This is a genomic window from Kitasatospora sp. NPDC032121 (assembly GCF_055580145.1).
Window position 1 is genome coordinate 1 of the sequence record NZ_JBVILX010000028.1, and the last position, 15,904, is coordinate 15,904.

The following is a 15,904-nucleotide window of genomic DNA, read 5'->3' on the forward strand; positions in this document are numbered from 1 at the left end:
ACGGACGCTTCCTTCGGACCGCCTTCCAGCGGACCCTCCGGGCTTCGTTCTTTCGTGTTTCCAGCTTATCAGATGTTTTCCGCTCCGTTTTCCGGAGTTTCATTCATTCGATTCGCTTTCGCCTTTCGGCGCTCCCGAACTCTACCAGAGTCACTCGGTCCGTTTTCCCCGGTCGTTCTCGAATTCAGATTCGAGCCCGTTTCCGAGGGGCCGTCCCGTGGGGCAACCCGGAGAACATTACGCACCGGGTCGCCCCACGTCAAACCGGCCTCAGCCGGTGTTGAGCGAGCGTCAGACCTCGACCACGACCGGCAGGATCATCGGCCGGCGGCGGTAGTTGTCCGCGACCCACTTGCCGATGGTCCGGCGGACCAGCTGCTGCACCTGACGGGGCTCCAGCACGCCGTCGCTCGCCGAGCGGTCCAGCGCCTCCTGGAGCTTGGCGACCACCGGGACGAACGCGTTGTCGTCGATGCCGGAGCCGCGGGCCTGGATGGTCGGACCACCGACGATCTTGCCGTTGGTCGAGTCGACCGCGACGAAGACCGAGATGAAGCCCTCCTCGCCGAGGATCTTGCGGTCCTTGAGCGAGGCCTCGCTGATGTCGCCGACCGAGGAGCCGTCCACGTAGACGTACCCGGCCTGCACCTTGCCGGCGATCCGGGCGACGCCGCCCTCCAGGTCGACGCAGACGCCGTCCTCGGCGATGACCACCCGGTTCCGCGGCACCCCGGTGGCGATGCCGAGTTCGGCGGCCGCGCGCAGGTGGCGCCACTCGCCGTGGACCGGCATCAGGTTGCGCGGCTTGCAGATGTTGAAGAAGTACAGCAGCTCGCCTGCCGAGGCGTGGCCGGAGACGTGCACCTTGGCGTTGCCCTTGTGCACGACCTTGGCCCCCCAGCGGGTCAGGCCGTTGATCACCCGGTAGACGGCGTTCTCGTTGCCCGGGATGAGCGAGGAGGCCAGGACGACGGTGTCGCCCTCGACGATGCGGATCTGGTGGTCGCGGTTGGCCATCCGGGACAGCGCGGCCATCGGCTCGCCCTGCGAGCCGGTGCAGATCAGCACGACCTCCTTGTCCGGCAGGTCGTCCAGCTGCTTGACGTCCACGACCATGTTGCCGGGGACCTTCAGGTAGCCGAGGTCACGGGCGATGCCCATGTTGCGGACCATCGAGCGGCCGACGAAGGCGACCTTGCGCTTGTACTCGTGGGCGGCGTCCAGGACCTGCTGGATGCGGTGCACGTGGCTCGCGAAGGAGGCCACGATGATGCGCTTCTCGGCGTTCGCGAAGACGTTCCGCAGCGCCGCCGAGATGTCCCGCTCGTGCGGGATGAAGCCGGGGACCTCGGCGTTGGTGGAGTCCACCAGCAGGAGGTCCATGCCCTCCTCCGCCAGCTTGGCGAAGGTCGGCAGGTCGGTCAGGCGGCCGTCCAGCGGCAGCTGGTCCATCTTGAAGTCGCCGGTGGCCACGACCATGCCGGCGGGGGTCCGGACCGCCACCGCCAGGGCGTCCGGGATGGAGTGGTTGACCGCGATGAACTCGCAGTCGAAGGGGCCGATGCGCTCGCGCTGCCCCTCCTTGACCTCCAGCACGTACGGCCGGATGCGGTGCTCGGCGAGCTTGGCCTCGATCAGCGCGAGGGTCAGCTTGGAGCCGATCAGCGGGATGTCCGGGTTCTCCCGCAGGAGGAAGGGGACGGCGCCGATGTGGTCCTCGTGCCCGTGGGTGAGGACGATGCCGTCGATCTTGTCGAGGCGGTCCCGGATGTAGCTGAAGTCCGGCAGGATCAGGTCCACGCCGGGCTGCTCGTCCTCGGGGAAGAGGACGCCGCAGTCGATGATCAGGATGCGGTCGCCGTACTCCAGGACCGTCATGTTGCGGCCGATCTCGCCGAGGCCGCCGAGCGGAGTGATGCGGAGGGCGCCCTCCTTCAGGGCCGGGGGCGCGCCGAGCTCGGGGTGCGGGTGGCTCAAAAGACTCTCCTCACGACGCACGCCATATGCCCGGGGTCCTCCCCCTGGAGACATATGGCGTGCGTTCTCAGTGTCGTTTTCCTACTGGGTCTGTGCTCTCGCGCCTTCGGTCCGGTCCAGCGGCGGACCCGGGGAGGTCCGGCGAGCCGGGGCGCGCACGTCCGTGTCTGTTAGAGGTGTACCCCGCCGGCGGCGAGATCCTGCTTCAATCGCTCGATCTCCTCGGGCGTCGCGCCGACCAGCGGCAGCCGCAGCGGGCCCGCCGGCCGGCCCTGGAGTTCCAGCGCGGCCTTGGCGAGGATGACGCCCTGGGTGCGGAACATACCGCTGAACACCGGCAGCAGGCGCTGGTGGATGCTGGTGGCCTTGACCACATCGCCCGCCAGGAAGGCCTCGACCATCGCCCGCAGGTCCCCGGCCACCACGTGCCCGACCACACTGACCACGCCGACGGCTCCGACGGACAGCAGCGGCAGGTTGAGGATGTCGTCGCCGGAGTACCAGGCGAGGTCGGCACGGGCGATCGCCCAGGCCGCGGCGCCGAGGTCGCCCTTGGCGTCCTTGTTGGCGACGATCCGCGGGTGCGCGCCGAGGCGGACCAGCGTCTCGTGGCTCAGCGCGACCCCGCTGCGGCCCGGGATGTCGTACAGCATGACGGGCAGCCCGGTCGCGTCGGCGACGGCGACGTTGTGCCGGTACAGGCCCTCCTGCGGGGGCTTGTTGTAGTACGGCGTGACGACCAGCAGGCCGTGGGCCCCGGCCGCCTCCGCCTGCCGGGCCAGCTCGATGCTGTGGTGGGTGTCGTTGGTGCCGACGCCGGCCACCACGTGGGCGCGGTCCCCGACCGCCTCGACCACGGCGCGGACCAGCTGGGCCTTCTCGGCGTCGCTGGTGGTCGGGGACTCACCGGTGGTGCCGTTGACGACGAGGCCGTCGTTGCCGGAGTCCACGAGGTGCGTGGCGAGGCGCTGGGCGCCGTCGAGGTCGAGCGCGCCGTCGGCGGTGAACGGGGTGACCATCGCGGTCAGCACCCGGCCGAACGGCGTCTGGGGGGTGGAGGTCGGAGCCATGCGTCCAAAGCTACTCGTAGGCGGTGGGGCGGTACCCATGCCGGTCCGGTGTTCGGACAGGTGCGGCGCATTCGTGGCGCGGACGTGGGATTCCGGCGCTGCCCGCTCGGGGGTTCGGACAGCACCGGAATCCGTGTTCACGAATGTAGGGAGCGGCTAGAAAAGCCGCAATCCAGACATGCCAGACACTCTGCCCGTATGCCTGTCGTCCCAGGTCAGGGGGCGACTCGGCCGTGCTTCTCGAAGGCCGCATGGGTGAGCGGCATGAGCCGGGCCCACTGCTCCTCCATCTGCTCCGCGACCATCTCGATCTCGCGCTGCGGGAAGGACGGCACCGCCGAGTTCTCCCGCCGGGTGCGCAGCGACAGGAAGTGCATCAGCGAACGCGAGTTGCAGGTCGCGTACATCGAGGAGAACAGGCCCACCGGCAGCACCGCGCGGGCCACCTCGCGGGCCACGCCGGCGGCCAGCATCTCCTGGTAGCGGGCGTAGGACTCGAGGTACGCGGCCTCCATCGCCTCGGTGGTGGTCCGGTGCTGCTCGGGCGTGCCCTCGTGGAACTCGTACTTGCCGGGGCGGCCCTGCTGGACCAGCTTGCGCTCCTCGCCCGGGACGTAGAAGACCGGCTGGAGCTCGCGGTAGCGGCCGGACTCCTCGTTGTACGACCAGCCGCTGCGGTGCCGGTGGAACTCCCGGAACACGAAGATCGGCGCGCTGATGAAGAAGGTCATCGAGTTGTGCTCGAACGGCGTGCCGTGCCGGTCGCGCATCAGGAAGTTGATCAGGCCCTTGGACTTCTCCGGGTCCTGCTCGAGGGCTTCCAGGGACTGCTCGCCCGCGGTCGAGACCCGGGCCGCCCAGATGACGTCCGAGTCGGCGGCGGCGCTGCGGACCAGCTCCACCGTCACGTCGCTGCGGAAGCTGGGGGCCGTCGGTTCGTCGCTCACGCGTTACTCCTTGCGGGTTCGGTGCTGTGCAGCTTGATGGCGTGCTGCATGGTCTTGCGGGCGCGCGGGGTGTCGCCGGCGTCGGCGTAGGCCACGGCGAGGCGGAACCAGACCCGCCAGTCGCCCGGCGCGTCCTGTGCCTCGGCCTGGCGGCGGGCGAACACCGCGTCGGCCGAGGCCCGGTCGATTCGCCCGCCCTTGCTGCGCTCCAGCTCGTCCACCGGAAGGCCGCCCTCGGCCTCCAGCTCGCGGGCCAGCCGCTCGCTGTCCCGGCCGAAGCGCACGGTCTGGCGCAGGAACCAGACGCCGATCACCGGGATCACGAAGGCGCAGATCCCGATGCCGATGCCGAGCGGCTTGCCGGTCGCGATCAGCTGGACGCCCTCGCCCACGCAGACCAGGGCGACCAGCAGCAGCACGCCGGACAGGACGAAGAAACCGGTACGAGAGGTCATGACGCCCTCCTGGAGGTCGACACTGTCACAGGTCCAGGAAGTGTTCGAGGCCGAAGGTCAGCCCCGGCGTCCCGACGACCCTGCGCACGCCCAGCAGGATGCCCGGCATGAAGCTGCTGTGGTGCAGCGAGTCGTGCCGGATGGTGAGCGTCTCGCCGGTGTCGCCGAACATCACCTGCTGGTGGGCGAGCAGGCCGCGCAGCCGCACCGCGTGCACCGGCACCCCGTCCACGTCGGCGCCGCGCGCGCCGGGCAGGCTGTGGGTGGTCGGGTCCTGCTGCGGCGGGCGGCCGGCCTCGGCCCTGGCGGCGGCGATCAGCTGGGCGGTGCGGGTGGCGGTGCCGCTGGGGGCGTCGGCCTTGCGGTCGTGGTGCAGCTCGACCACCTCGACCGACTCGAAGTACCGGGCGGCGACCTGCGAGAACTTCATGCCGAGGATGGCGCCGATGGAGAAGTTCGGGGCGATCAGCAGGCCGAGCTCCGGGGCCCGGTCCAACCAGCCGCGGACGGTGGCGAGCCGCTCGTCCGTCCAGCCGGTGGTGCCGGTGACCACGTGGATGCCGTGGTGCAGGCAGTGGTCCAGGTTCCCCATCACCGAGTCCGGGTGGGTCAGCTCGACGGCCACCTGGGCGCCCGCCTCGGTCAGCTCCTCCAGCTTGGAGCCGCGGCCGAGGGCGGCCACCAGCTCCAGGTCCGGCGCGGCCTCCACGGCCTTGACCGCCTCGGAGCCGATCCGTCCCTTGGCGCCGATCACGGCGACACGCAGCGTCATTGCAAAATTCCTCTCACCCGGAAATCGGCGGATCAGACCAGCAGATCGGCGAGCTTGGCGGCCCGCTTGTCGTTGACCGGGCCGATCAGGGCGAGCGACGGCCGGTACGCGCCCAGCACATCACGGGCCACCGCGTGGACGTCCTCCAGGGTCACCGACGCGATCCGCTCCAGCATGTCGTCCACCGACAGGTGGTGCCCGTAGCTGAGCTCGGCCTTGCCGATCCGGTTCATCAGCGAGCCGCTGTCCTCCATGCCGAGCACGGTGGAGCCGGAGATCTGGCCGATCGCCCGGTTCAGCTCCTCCTCGGTGATGCCCTCCTCGACCACCTTGGCCAGCTCGGCGCGGCAGATCCGCAGCACCTCCTCGACCCGCTTGGGCTGGCAGCCGGCGTAGATGCCGAACAGGCCGCTGTCCGCGTAGGACGAGGAGTACGAGTAGACCGAGTACGCCAGGCCCCGCTTCTCGCGGACCTCCTGGAACAGCCGGGAGCTCATCCCGCCGCCGAGGGCCGCGTTGAGCACGCCCATCGCCCAGCGGCGCTCGTCGTGCCGCGGCACCCCGGGCACGCCCAGCACCAGGTGGGCCTGCTCGGTGGAGCGGTTGAGCACCTCGACCTTGCCGGCCGTGCGCAGCGCCTTGTGGCCGCGGCGGGCCTCGGCGGGGGCCGCGGTGGAGGCCGCCAGCACCGGCGCGAAGGCCTGCTCGACCTGCTTGACCACCTTGCGGTGGTCGAGGTTGCCGGCCGCGGCGACGACCAGGTTCTCGGGCCGGTAGCGGCGGCGATAGAAGCCGGCGATCTGGTCCCGGGTGAGCGTCCTGATGGTCTCCTGGGTGCCGAGGATCGGGCGGCCGAGCGGGCCGCTGCCGAAGATCACCTTGGCGAACAGGTCGTGCACCACGTCGCCCGGGTCGTCCTCGGCCATCGCCATCTCCTCCAGGATGACGCCGCGCTCGGACTCCACGTCCTCGGGCCGGATCAGCGAGCCGGTGACCATGTCGCAGACCACGTCGACGGCCAGCGGCAGGTCGGTGTCCAGGACCCGGGCGTAGTAGCAGGTGTTCTCCTTCGCGGTGAAGGCGTTCATCTCGCCGCCGACCGCGTCCAGGGCCGCCGAGATGTCCAGCGCGCTGCGCCGCTCGGTGCCCTTGAAGAGCAGGTGCTCCAGGTAGTGGGTCGCGCCGTTGAGCTGCGGGGTCTCGTCCCGCGAGCCGACGCCGACCCAGATGCCGAAGGTCGCGGAGCGCACCGTCGGCAGGGTCTCGGTGACGACCCGAAGGCCGCCGGGGAGGACGGTGCGGCGCACCGTGCCGGCGCCGTCGACGCCCTTGAGCAGGGTCCGGGTGGTGCCGGGACGCTGCGTTACCGCCGGGGCCTGCGCCACGGGGGGTACCTCCAGAGGAAACGCACGTGCGGATGGGCACGTACGGACGAACGCGTGGACAACGGGGTGCGGCCCGCACGCCGGGAGGCGTACGGGCCGCGGGGTCAGCTAGCGGCGCTTCACTCGGAAGCGGCCTCGCCGCCCTCCTCGCCCTCGATGACCGGGATCAGGGAGAGCTTGCCGCGCGGGTCGATCTCGGCGATCTCGACCTGCACCTTGGCGCCGACGCCGAGGACGTCCTCGACGTTCTCGACGCGCTTGCCGCCGGCCAGCTTGCGGATCTGCGAGATGTGCAGCAGGCCGTCCTTGCCCGGCATCAGCGACACGAACGCGCCGAACGTCGTGGTCTTGACCACGGTGCCCAGGTAGCGCTCGCCGACCTCCGGCATGGTCGGGTTGGCGATCTGGTTGATCGTGGTGCGGGCGGCCTCGGCGGCCGGGCCGTCGGCGGCACCGATGTAGATGGTGCCGTCGTCCTCGATCGTGATCTCGGCGCCGGTGTCCTCCTGGATCTGGTTGATCATCTTGCCCTTGGGGCCGATGACCTCACCGATCTTGTCCACCGGGATCTTGATGGTGATGATGCGCGGCGCGTTCGGGGACATCTCGTCGGGCGAGTCGATGGCCTCGTTCATCACGTCGAGGATGTGCAGGCGGGCGTCCTTGGCCTGCTTCAGCGCGGCGGCGAGCACCGACGCCGGGATGCCGTTCAGCTTGGTGTCCAGCTGGAGGGCGGTGATGAAGTTGCGGGTACCGGCGACCTTGAAGTCCATGTCGCCGTACGCGTCCTCGGCGCCGAGGATGTCGGTCAGCGTGACGTAGTGGGTCTCGCCGTCGATCTCCTGGGAGATCAGGCCCATGGCGATGCCGGCGACGGCGGCCTTCAGCGGCACACCGGCGTTCAGCAGCGACATGGTCGAGGCGCAGACCGAGCCCATCGAGGTGGAGCCGTTGGAGCCGAGCGCCTCGGAGACCTGGCGGATGGCGTACGGGAACTCCTCGCGGGTCGGCAGCACCGGCAGCAGGGCGCGCTCGGCCAGCGCGCCGTGGCCGATCTCGCGGCGCTTGGGCGAGCCCACGCGGCCGGTCTCACCGACGGAGTACGGCGGGAAGTTGTAGTTGTGCATGTAGCGGCGACGCGTCTCCGGGGAGAGCGTGTCCAGCTGCTGCTCCATCCGGAGCATGTTCAGCGTGGTGACGCCCAGGATCTGGGTCTCGCCGCGCTCGAACAGGGCGGAGCCGTGCACCCGCGGGATGGCCTCGACCTCGGCGGCCAGGGTGCGGATGTCGGTGACGCCGCGGCCGTCGATGCGGACCTTGTCCTTGATGACGCGCTCGCGGACGATCTTCTTGGTCAGCGCGTTGTAGGCGGCGCTGATCTCCTTCTCGCGGCCCTCGAACTCGGGCAGCAGCTTCTCGGCGGCCAGCGCCTTGACGCGGTCCAGCTCGTTGTTGCGCTCCTGCTTGCCCGGGATGGTCAGGGCCTGGGCGAGCTCGTCCTTGACGGCGGCGGTCAGCGCGGCGAGGACGTCGTCCTGGTAGTCCAGGAAGACCGGGAACTCGCCGGTCGGCTTGGCGGCCTGGGCGGCCAGCTGCGACTGCGCGGCGCACAGGACCTTGATGAATGGCTTCGCGGCCTCCAGGCCGGAGGCGACGATCTCCTCGGTCGGCGCGTCGGCGCCGCCCTCGACCAGCTTGATGGTCTTGTCGGTGGCCTCGGCCTCGACCATCATGATCGCGACGTCGCCGTCCGGCAGGACGCGACCGGCGACGACCATGTCGAAGACGGCCGACTCCAGCTCGCTGTGGGTCGGGAAGGCGACCCACTGGCCGTTGATCAGCGCGACGCGCACGCCGCCGATCGGGCCGGAGAACGGCAGGCCCGCCAGCTGGGTGGAGGCGGAGGCGGCGTTGATCGCGACCACGTCGTACAGGTGGTCGGGGTTGAGCGCCATCACGGTGACGACGACCTGGACCTCGTTGCGCAGGCCCTTGACGAAGGACGGGCGCAGCGGGCGGTCGATCAGGCGGCAGGTGAGGATCGCGTCCTCGGAGGGCCGGCCCTCGCGACGGAAGAACGAGCCGGGGATGCGGCCGGCGGCGTACATCCGCTCCTCGACGTCCACGGTCAGCGGGAAGAAGTCGAAGTGCTCCTTCGGCTGCTTGGACGCGCTGGTGGCCGACAGCACCATGGTGTCGTCGTCCAGGTAGGCCACGGCGGAACCGGCGGCCTGACGGGCCAGACGGCCGGTCTCGAAGCGGATGGTACGGGTGCCGAAGGAACCGTTGTCGATCACGGCTTCGGCGTAGAACACGTTCTCTTCCACCTGGAAGATCTCCTCTTTCGTACGTCTCCGGGAGAGCGTCCCCGCGCACTGCCTGCGGTGGGCCCCGGGCCCTCGTCAGGGAGGGCGGCAGTCGGGCCGGTCTTCGATCGAAGCCTCCGGAGTGCCCCGCTCGGTCTGCGGGGGTTCCGACGGCCACTACCGAGGACCGGCGCCTCACGGCTGCCGGGCCGGGACGGGCGGTCCGCGTCTGGACGCTCTCTCGGATGCGGGCGGCTTCCGTTTGAAGCCTTCGTCCCGCGGGGGGTTCGGGTCCTTCTGCCCGGGTGGCGCGCTGGTGCGCCATCACCCGGCATGCCCACAACCCTACGGTGCAATCCTCGGCCACCTGGGGAGGTGCGCGCGAGTTGTTATCTCAGGGTGCCGCGGCCGGACAGCCGTGGCATACGCGCGAGGGGCGGCCCCCCGGTGTGGGGAGCCGCCCCGTGCGGCGGTCTTAGCGGGCGCCGCCGGCGGCACCGCGGCGGATGCCCAGGCGGTCGACGAGCGTACGGAAGCGCTCGATGTCCTTCTTGGCCAGGTACTGGAGCAGGCGGCGACGCTGGCCGACCAGGATCAGCAGGCCACGACGCGAGTGGTGGTCGTGCTTGTGCGACTTCAGGTGCTCGGTCAGGTCCGAGATGCGACGGGAGAGCATGGCCACCTGGACCTCGGGGGAGCCGGTGTCGCCCTCCTTCTGGCCGAACTCGGCGATGATCTGCTTCTTGACGTCAGAGGCGAGAGCCACTGCAACTCCTTCGGGGTCTACCGAGCGGTCCTGGTCGACAACACAGGACTCATCGAGAACTCGGTGTCGTGAACGCGGCCGGCGCTCTGCCGCCCACGGATGGGCTGCGGACACACGGCTGCGCTCGGTGGCCAAGCGTACCAGTGCCGCCCACCCGGCCGTCCGGCGGGTGGCACGGGACGGCACGGGTGGGCGGCGCGGGTCAGCTGGTGGCGCCGCGGACCAGCCGGTAGACGTCCAGGACGGCGAGCGCCAGCGGGACGAGCGAGATCAGGGTGAGGCTGTCCACCAGGTCCAGGATGCGCCCCCAGAACGGGGAGACCCCGAGCCGCGGCACCACCAGGGCGATCGCGGTGAGCAGCGCGGCGCCGAAGGCGATGGAGGCGGTCAGCCAGATCGTGCGCAGGTCGAGCTCGGTGGTGGAGCCGGCCACCCGCAGGAAGAACTGCGGGGTGTGCAGGGACAGCCCGACGATCAGCAGGCTCAGGCCGAGCAGGCCGGCCACGGTGAGGCTGAGCACCTGCGCGGTGTAGCGGAACAGTCGGGCGCGCAGCATGGTGGTCAGGCCCAGGGCGAGCGCGAGCAGCTCGGGGAAGGTCTCGTCGGTGAAGCCGAGGACGGCGCAGGCGCCGACCACGACCGCGGCGCAGCCGCCGACCAGGCCGACCAGCACCTCGTGGCCGCGGCGGGCCTGGTGCGCGATCCGCTCGTACTGGACGGCCTCGGCGCGCTCGGCCTCCTCGTCGTAGTCGCGGCTGCGGGTGCGGGTCTGGCCGGGGGCGCTGAAGCCGACCGGCAGCCGGGCGAAGCGGGCGGAGAGGCTGGGCAGGAAGCCGACCACGGCGACGGCGGCGACGCCGGTGACGGCGGCGATGTGCCCGGCCGGGGTCTGCGGCAGCAGGACGGCCGCGAAGGTGGCGAGCGCGCCGGCGGTGGAGACCAGGGCGGCGGCGACGAACACCGCGTCCTTCTCCGGCAGCAGGCCGGCCAGCAGGACGGAGACCACCAGCGCGGCGACGCAGCCGGCCAGGAACTGGAGCCGGCCGGGGCCCTCCCACGGGTGGGCGACGGCGATCAGCCCGCTGCCGCCGATCATGGCGTGCGGCAGCGCGCCGAGGCCGAGCGCGACGGCCGCGTGGGCGTCCTGGTAGACCCGGGCGCGCACCCCGGCGAGCGCGGTGAGCACGACGGCGGTGACGCCGGCCAGGACGCCGGGCAGGCCGTGCATGTCGTGGCGCAGGTCGGAGAACCAGAGCGCGAAGCCGAGCAGGGTGAGCAGCACCCCGGCGCCGATCAGGCCGAAGCCGCGCATCAGCTCGGCGGTCCAGAACCGGCGGTCGGCCTCGACGGCGCTGGCGATCGCGTCGGCGACGTCGTCGTAGACGGCCGGCGGGAGCGACTCGGCGAAGGGGCGCAGCGCCAGCAGGTCGCCGTCGCGGACCTGCTGGGCGGCCAGCGGCAGTCCGCTGTCGAGCACCGTGCCGTCGCGGCGGACCAGGTGGAAGCCGGTGGGGGTGCCGTCGGGCTGGCTCTGGTTGGCCAGGCGCAGCACCTCGGGGTAGACGTCCGCGAGCGGGACGTCCTCGGGCAGGGCGACGTCGATCCGGCGGTCCGGGGCGACGACGGTCACGCGGCAGTAGCCGGTTGTGGCGGCACTCATGCGCCCACCTCGCTGCGCTCGCCGATGCGGGCGCCCACCTCGATCCTTCGACGCACTTGGCGCTCCCCCTTGTTGACGGTGCCGAGGCCCGGCGGCGCTCGGTGTTGCTGCGGAACCGGCCCGACCGGGCCGCGAGTTGGCGCGGCGTTACCCTACCCGTTCGGTTCGTGTCCGCTGCCGGTGCGTACCCGGGCGCTGGCGGGCGGTGCGGGGGCGACCGTTAGGATCGGCGCCTGCGCAAGGTACGGGGGCTGCGCTGGGTGGGGCGTCCTCAGCCACCGGATTCCCGTACGGACCGTACGCAATCGCGTGAGGGCTGATGCCGAAGTGATCGATCGACGCCGCGGGGTGGATGACACATGGGTGTGATCACGGTCAAGCGACCGGCGAGGGCGTATCCGCCGACCGTGCCGGACGAACCGGTGGAGCTGGTGAGCCCGCCCGAACTGCCCAGGCAGGGCGGCGAGGACTGGCTGATGAGCATCCTGCCGATGCTGGGCATGGGCGGCTCGGCGGTCTTCTTCTTCTCGCCCGGGGCCGCGGCCCCGATGAAGATCATGGGCGGTCTGATGATCGCCTCGACGCTCGGCATGGTGCTGGCGCAGATCGTCCGGGCCCGCAAGGGCGGTTCGACCGCGATGGCGGACGAGCGGCGCGACTACCTGAAGTACCTCCAGCAGACCCGCCGCCAGGTGCGCCGCACGGCGGAGCGCCAGCGTGGCGCGCTGCTGTTCCTGAACCCGGCGCCGGACCAGCTCTGGTCGATCGTCGAGGACGGCCGGCGGCTGTGGGAACGGCGCATCGGGGACGGCGACTTCGCGCAGATCCGGGTGGGCCTCGGGCCGGTGCAGCTGTCCACCCCGCTGGTGGCGCCGCAGACCGCGCCGATGGACGAGCTGGAGCCGCTGTCGGCGGCCGCGATGCACTCCTTCCTGAAGGCCCACGGCACCCTCCAGGACCTGCCGTTGGCGGTCTCGCTGCGGGCCTTCTACCACATCACGGTGTGCGGGGACCCGGACTCGGTGTACGGGAACGTGCGCGCGATGATCGCCCAGCTGACCACCCTGCACTCGCCGGACGACCTGATGGTGGCGGTCGCGGCCGCGCCCGGTGCGGCCGAGGAGTGGGAGTGGACCAAGTGGCTCCCGCACAACCAGCACCGCAAGGAGGCCGACGGCGCGGGCTCGCGCCGGCTCTTCGCGAACGACCTGGGCGACCTGGAGTACCTGCTCCAGGACGAGCTGGCCGGCCGCCAGCGCTTCGTGCGGGAGGTGGCACCGCCCGCCGACCAGCCGCACCTGGTGGTCGTCATGGACGGCGCCGGGGTGCCGCACGACTCGCTGCTGGCGAGCCCGGAGGGCGTGCAGGGCGTGACGGTCATCGAGGTGGTGCCGGGCGAGGTCGACGAGCCCAGCGGGCACCTGATGGTGACGGTCGGCGCCGAGGAGCTGGTGCTGCGCTCGGCCTCCGGCGCGACGTACACCGGCAAGCCGGACCTGCTCTCGGTGTGGCAGTCCGAGGCGCTGGCGCGGCAGTTGGCGCCGTACCGGATCTCGGCCGGCGGGGACGACGAGCCGCTGCTGTCCAACCTCGACTTCACCGACATGATGAACTCGGGCGACCCGGGCTCCTTCGACGTCGCCCGCAGCTGGCGTCCGCGCGCCCAGCACGAGCGGATGCGGGTGCCGATCGGCGTCGGCGCCAACGGCGAGCACGTCTACCTGGACATCAAGGAGGCCGCGCTGGAGGGCATGGGCCCGCACGGCCTGTGCGTGGGCGCGACCGGTTCCGGCAAGTCGGAGCTGCTGCGCACGCTGGTGCTGGCGCTGGCGATGACCCACTCCTCGGAGATCCTGAACTTCGTCCTCGCCGACTTCAAGGGCGGTGCGACCTTCTCCGGCATGGCGGACATGCCGCACACCTCCGCGGTGATCACCAACCTCGAGGGCGAGCTCACCCTGGTCGACCGCATGCGCGACGCGATCGAGGGCGAGCTGCACCGCCGCCAGGAGCTGCTGCGCTCGGCGGGCAACTACGCCAACATCCACGAGTACGAGCGGGCCCGGGCGGCCGGCGCGGCGCTGGACCCGCTGCCCTCGCTGGTGCTGATCATCGACGAGTTCTCCGAACTCCTCACCGCCAAGCCCGACTTCATCGAGATGTTCATCCAGATCGGCCGGATCGGCCGTTCGCTGGGCGTGCACCTGCTGCTGGCCTCGCAGCGCCTGGAGGAGGGCAAGCTGCGCGGCCTGGACACCTATCTCTCGTACCGGATCGGTCTGCGCACCTTCTCGGCCGCGGAGTCCCGGGCGGCGATCGGCGTGCCGGACGCCTACCACCTGCCGCCGGTGCCGGGCGTCGGCTACCTCAAGTTCGGCGAGGACGTGATGGACCGGTTCAAGGCCGCCTACGTCTCGGGCCCGTACCGGGCCCCGGGGCAGCAGCGGTCGACCGGCGGGCGCCGGGTCGACACCCGCCCGGTGGAGTTCACCGCGGCCTTCGTGGAGCTGCCGGACCCGGTGGAGGAGGAGGTCGCGCCGCAGGTCCCGGAGCAAGACGACGCGCTGGTGGACACCGTGCTGGACGTGTTCGTCCAGCGGATGGCCGGGCAGGGCCCGGCCGCGCACCAGGTGTGGCTGCCGCCGCTGGAGGACGCGCCCAGCATGGACCACCTGCTGCCGCCGCTGCAGGTGGTGCCGGAGCGCGGACTGACCGCGCCCGGCTACCCGGCGGGCCGGCTGCGGGTGCCGATCGGCATCGTGGACAAGCCGCGCGAGCAGAAGACGGACATCCTCGAGGTCGACTACGCGGGGGCGGCCGGCCACGGCCTGATCGTCGGCGGTCCGCGGTCCGGCAAGTCGACCGTGGTGCGCACCATGGTCGCCTCGTTCGGCCTCACCCACACCCCGCTGGAGGTGCAGTTCTACCTGCTCGACTTCGGTGCGGGCAGCTTCCAGTCGCTGGCCGGGCTGCCGCACGTCGGCGGGGTGGCCGGGCGCCTGGACGTGGACAAGGTGCGCCGGATGGTCTCCGAGGTGCACGGGGTGCTCAACCGGCGCGAGGAGCTGTTCCGGGTCGCCGGGATCGACACCATCGCCACGTACCGGGCCACCCGGGCGGCCGGCCGGCTGCCGGACGAGGCCTTCGGTGACGTCTTCCTGGTGATCGACGGCTGGAACACCTTCAAGCAGGAGTTCGAGGGCCTGGAGCCGGTGATCGGCGACATCGCCCAGCGCGGTCTCGGCTACGGCGTGCACCTGGTCATCACCGCGGCCCGGTACGCCGAGGTGCGCCCGGCGCTGAAGGACCTGCTGCAGAACCGGACCGAGCTGAAGCTCGGTGACGCGATGGAGTCCGAGGTCGACCGCCGGGTGGCGCAGAACGTCCCGGCGCTGGCCGGGCGCGGCATCACCCCGGAGCGGCTGCACTTCCTGTCCGGCCTGCCGCGGCTGGACGGCTCCTCCTCGGTGGACGACCTGCAGAGCGGCGTGGCCGGGCTGGTCAGCGCGGTGGACGGGGCCTGGACCGGCCCGCGCGCCCCGCAGGTGCGGATGTTGCCGGCCGTGCTGGACGGCGAATCGCTGCCGAAGGGCTTCGAGCACCCGGAGCGCGGCGTCGCCTTCGGCGTGGACGAGGCGGAGCTGGCGCCGGTCTTCGTCAACTTCGAGACCGACCCGCTGTTCATCGTCTTCGGCGACACCGAGTCCGGGAAGTCGGCGGTGCTGCGGATGCTGATCAAGCAGATCACCGAGCGCTACACCCCGGACCAGGCCGGCATCGTGATCGGCGACTACCGGCGCGCGCTGCTCGGCACCGTACCGCCGGAGTACCTGGTGGAGTACGCGGCCGCGCAGCCGGCCATGGCGGCCATCGTCGACATGCTGCGCGGCGCCTGTGCGCGCCGCCTGCCGGGCCCGGACGTGACCGCCGAGCAGCTGCGCAACCGCAGCTGGTACAGCGGCAAGGACATGTTCGTGATCGTCGACGACTACGAGCTGGTCTCGACGAGCTCGGGCAACCCGCTGGCTCCGCTGGCCGAGTTCCTGCCGTTCGCCCGTGACATCGGCCTGCGGGTGATCGTGGCCCGCAGCGCGGGCGGCGCCGGCCGCTCGCTGTACGAGCCGGTGCTGCAGCGGATGCGCGAGCTCGGCGGCCAGGGCGTGATCCTGTCCGGCAACCGGGACGAGGGCGCGCTGCTGGGGACGGTCAAGCCGCAGGCGCTGCCGCCGGGCCGAGGGGTCTACGTGTCCCGCCGCGCGACCGGCGGGCAGATGATCCAGACGGGCTGGCTGCCGGTGGCGTAGCCGCGCCGGCCGTCACGGACGGTGAGCGAAGGGGTCGGACTCGTGGAGTCCGGCCCCTTCGGCGTCCCAGGTTCCGAAACGTTACCTAGTTCTTTCCGGGCGGGAGCTGCGGTTCCCGCACCCGGCCGGGGAGTTGTCGGGCGTTCCGGGGGCGCCTGGGCGTACCACCGTCCACCCGGAACACGACCTTTGAATCACGGCGCTCCCCGCATTGTTCACCTTCGATTCAATCGCCATGTGGCTTAGGTAACAAGTCGGACAA

The 15,904-nt window shown here is 71.2% G+C and carries 10 protein-coding genes; 1 reads left to right on the forward strand and 9 read right to left on the reverse strand.

Annotation, left to right across the window (positions count from 1 at the left end; genetic code table 11):
- Nucleotides 1–291 precede the first annotated feature (291 nt).
- The 9 genes from ACZ5OX_RS36965 to eccD form a co-directional block, all read right to left on the reverse strand.
- On the reverse strand, nucleotides 292–1,977 hold the full coding sequence (locus ACZ5OX_RS36965; RefSeq protein WP_449792007.1) for a ribonuclease J: 1,686 nt from the start codon (nucleotides 1,975–1,977) through the stop codon (nucleotides 292–294).
- Between the two features lie 170 nt (nucleotides 1,978–2,147).
- A complete protein-coding gene (gene dapA, locus ACZ5OX_RS36970; protein ID WP_392884251.1) occupies nucleotides 2,148–3,047 on the reverse strand; it encodes a 4-hydroxy-tetrahydrodipicolinate synthase in 900 nt (299 codons plus the stop codon).
- A 215-nt stretch (nucleotides 3,048–3,262) separates the two neighbouring features.
- Nucleotides 3,263–3,994 (reverse strand): FAD-dependent thymidylate synthase, encoded by a 732-nt coding sequence (thyX, locus tag ACZ5OX_RS36975; protein ID WP_449792008.1) that lies wholly within the window; start codon nucleotides 3,992–3,994, stop codon nucleotides 3,263–3,265.
- Nucleotides 3,991–4,449 carry a tetratricopeptide repeat protein gene (locus ACZ5OX_RS36980; protein ID WP_449792009.1) on the reverse strand — a complete coding sequence of 153 codons (459 nt, stop codon included), beginning with the start codon at nucleotides 4,447–4,449 and terminating at the stop codon, nucleotides 3,991–3,993. The genes thyX and ACZ5OX_RS36980 overlap by 4 nt, the downstream gene beginning before the upstream one ends.
- A 25-nt stretch (nucleotides 4,450–4,474) precedes the next feature.
- The gene (gene dapB / locus ACZ5OX_RS36985) at nucleotides 4,475–5,221 is read right to left on the reverse strand and encodes a 4-hydroxy-tetrahydrodipicolinate reductase (protein ID WP_465636327.1); all 747 of its coding nucleotides are present in this window, start codon (nucleotides 5,219–5,221) and stop codon (nucleotides 4,475–4,477) included.
- A 32-nt stretch (nucleotides 5,222–5,253) separates the two neighbouring features.
- The gene (locus ACZ5OX_RS36990; RefSeq protein WP_392884245.1) at nucleotides 5,254–6,606 is read right to left on the reverse strand and encodes a M16 family metallopeptidase; all 1,353 of its coding nucleotides are present in this window, start codon (nucleotides 6,604–6,606) and stop codon (nucleotides 5,254–5,256) included.
- Nucleotides 6,607–6,725: 119 nt separating this feature from the next.
- Complete coding sequence (locus tag ACZ5OX_RS36995; RefSeq protein WP_224277444.1) at nucleotides 6,726–8,933, reverse strand: polyribonucleotide nucleotidyltransferase; 2,208 nt, start codon at nucleotides 8,931–8,933, stop codon at nucleotides 6,726–6,728.
- Between the two features lie 454 nt (nucleotides 8,934–9,387).
- Nucleotides 9,388–9,678, reverse strand: a complete 291-nt coding sequence (gene rpsO, locus ACZ5OX_RS37000) for a 30S ribosomal protein S15 (RefSeq protein WP_209416808.1) — start codon at nucleotides 9,676–9,678, stop codon at nucleotides 9,388–9,390.
- 202 nt (nucleotides 9,679–9,880) lie between these two features.
- Nucleotides 9,881–11,338, reverse strand: coding sequence for a type VII secretion integral membrane protein EccD (gene eccD, locus ACZ5OX_RS37005; RefSeq protein WP_392884241.1), 1,458 nt, complete (start codon nucleotides 11,336–11,338; stop codon nucleotides 9,881–9,883).
- Between the two features lie 359 nt (nucleotides 11,339–11,697).
- Between eccD and eccCa the strand changes: the two genes are divergently transcribed.
- The gene (gene eccCa, locus ACZ5OX_RS37010) at nucleotides 11,698–15,642 is read left to right on the forward strand and encodes a type VII secretion protein EccCa (RefSeq protein ID WP_465636329.1); all 3,945 of its coding nucleotides are present in this window, start codon (nucleotides 11,698–11,700) and stop codon (nucleotides 15,640–15,642) included.
- The last annotated feature ends 262 nt before the right edge of the window (nucleotides 15,643–15,904 follow it).

Bases quoted from the DNA above. Each gene is read 5' to 3' on its own strand.
- eccD (WP_392884241.1), bottom strand. From the start codon at position 11,338: ATGAGTGCCGCCACAACCGGCTACTGCCGCGTGACCGTCGTCGCCCCG.
- eccCa (WP_465636329.1), top strand. From the start codon at position 11,698: ATGGGTGTGATCACGGTCAAGCGACCGGCGAGGGCGTATCCGCCGACC.
- dapA (WP_392884251.1), bottom strand. From the start codon at position 3,047: ATGGCTCCGACCTCCACCCCCCAGACGCCGTTCGGCCGGGTGCTGACC.
- dapB (WP_465636327.1), bottom strand. From the start codon at position 5,221: ATGACGCTGCGTGTCGCCGTGATCGGCGCCAAGGGACGGATCGGCTCC.
- ACZ5OX_RS36980 (WP_449792009.1), bottom strand. From the start codon at position 4,449: ATGACCTCTCGTACCGGTTTCTTCGTCCTGTCCGGCGTGCTGCTGCTG.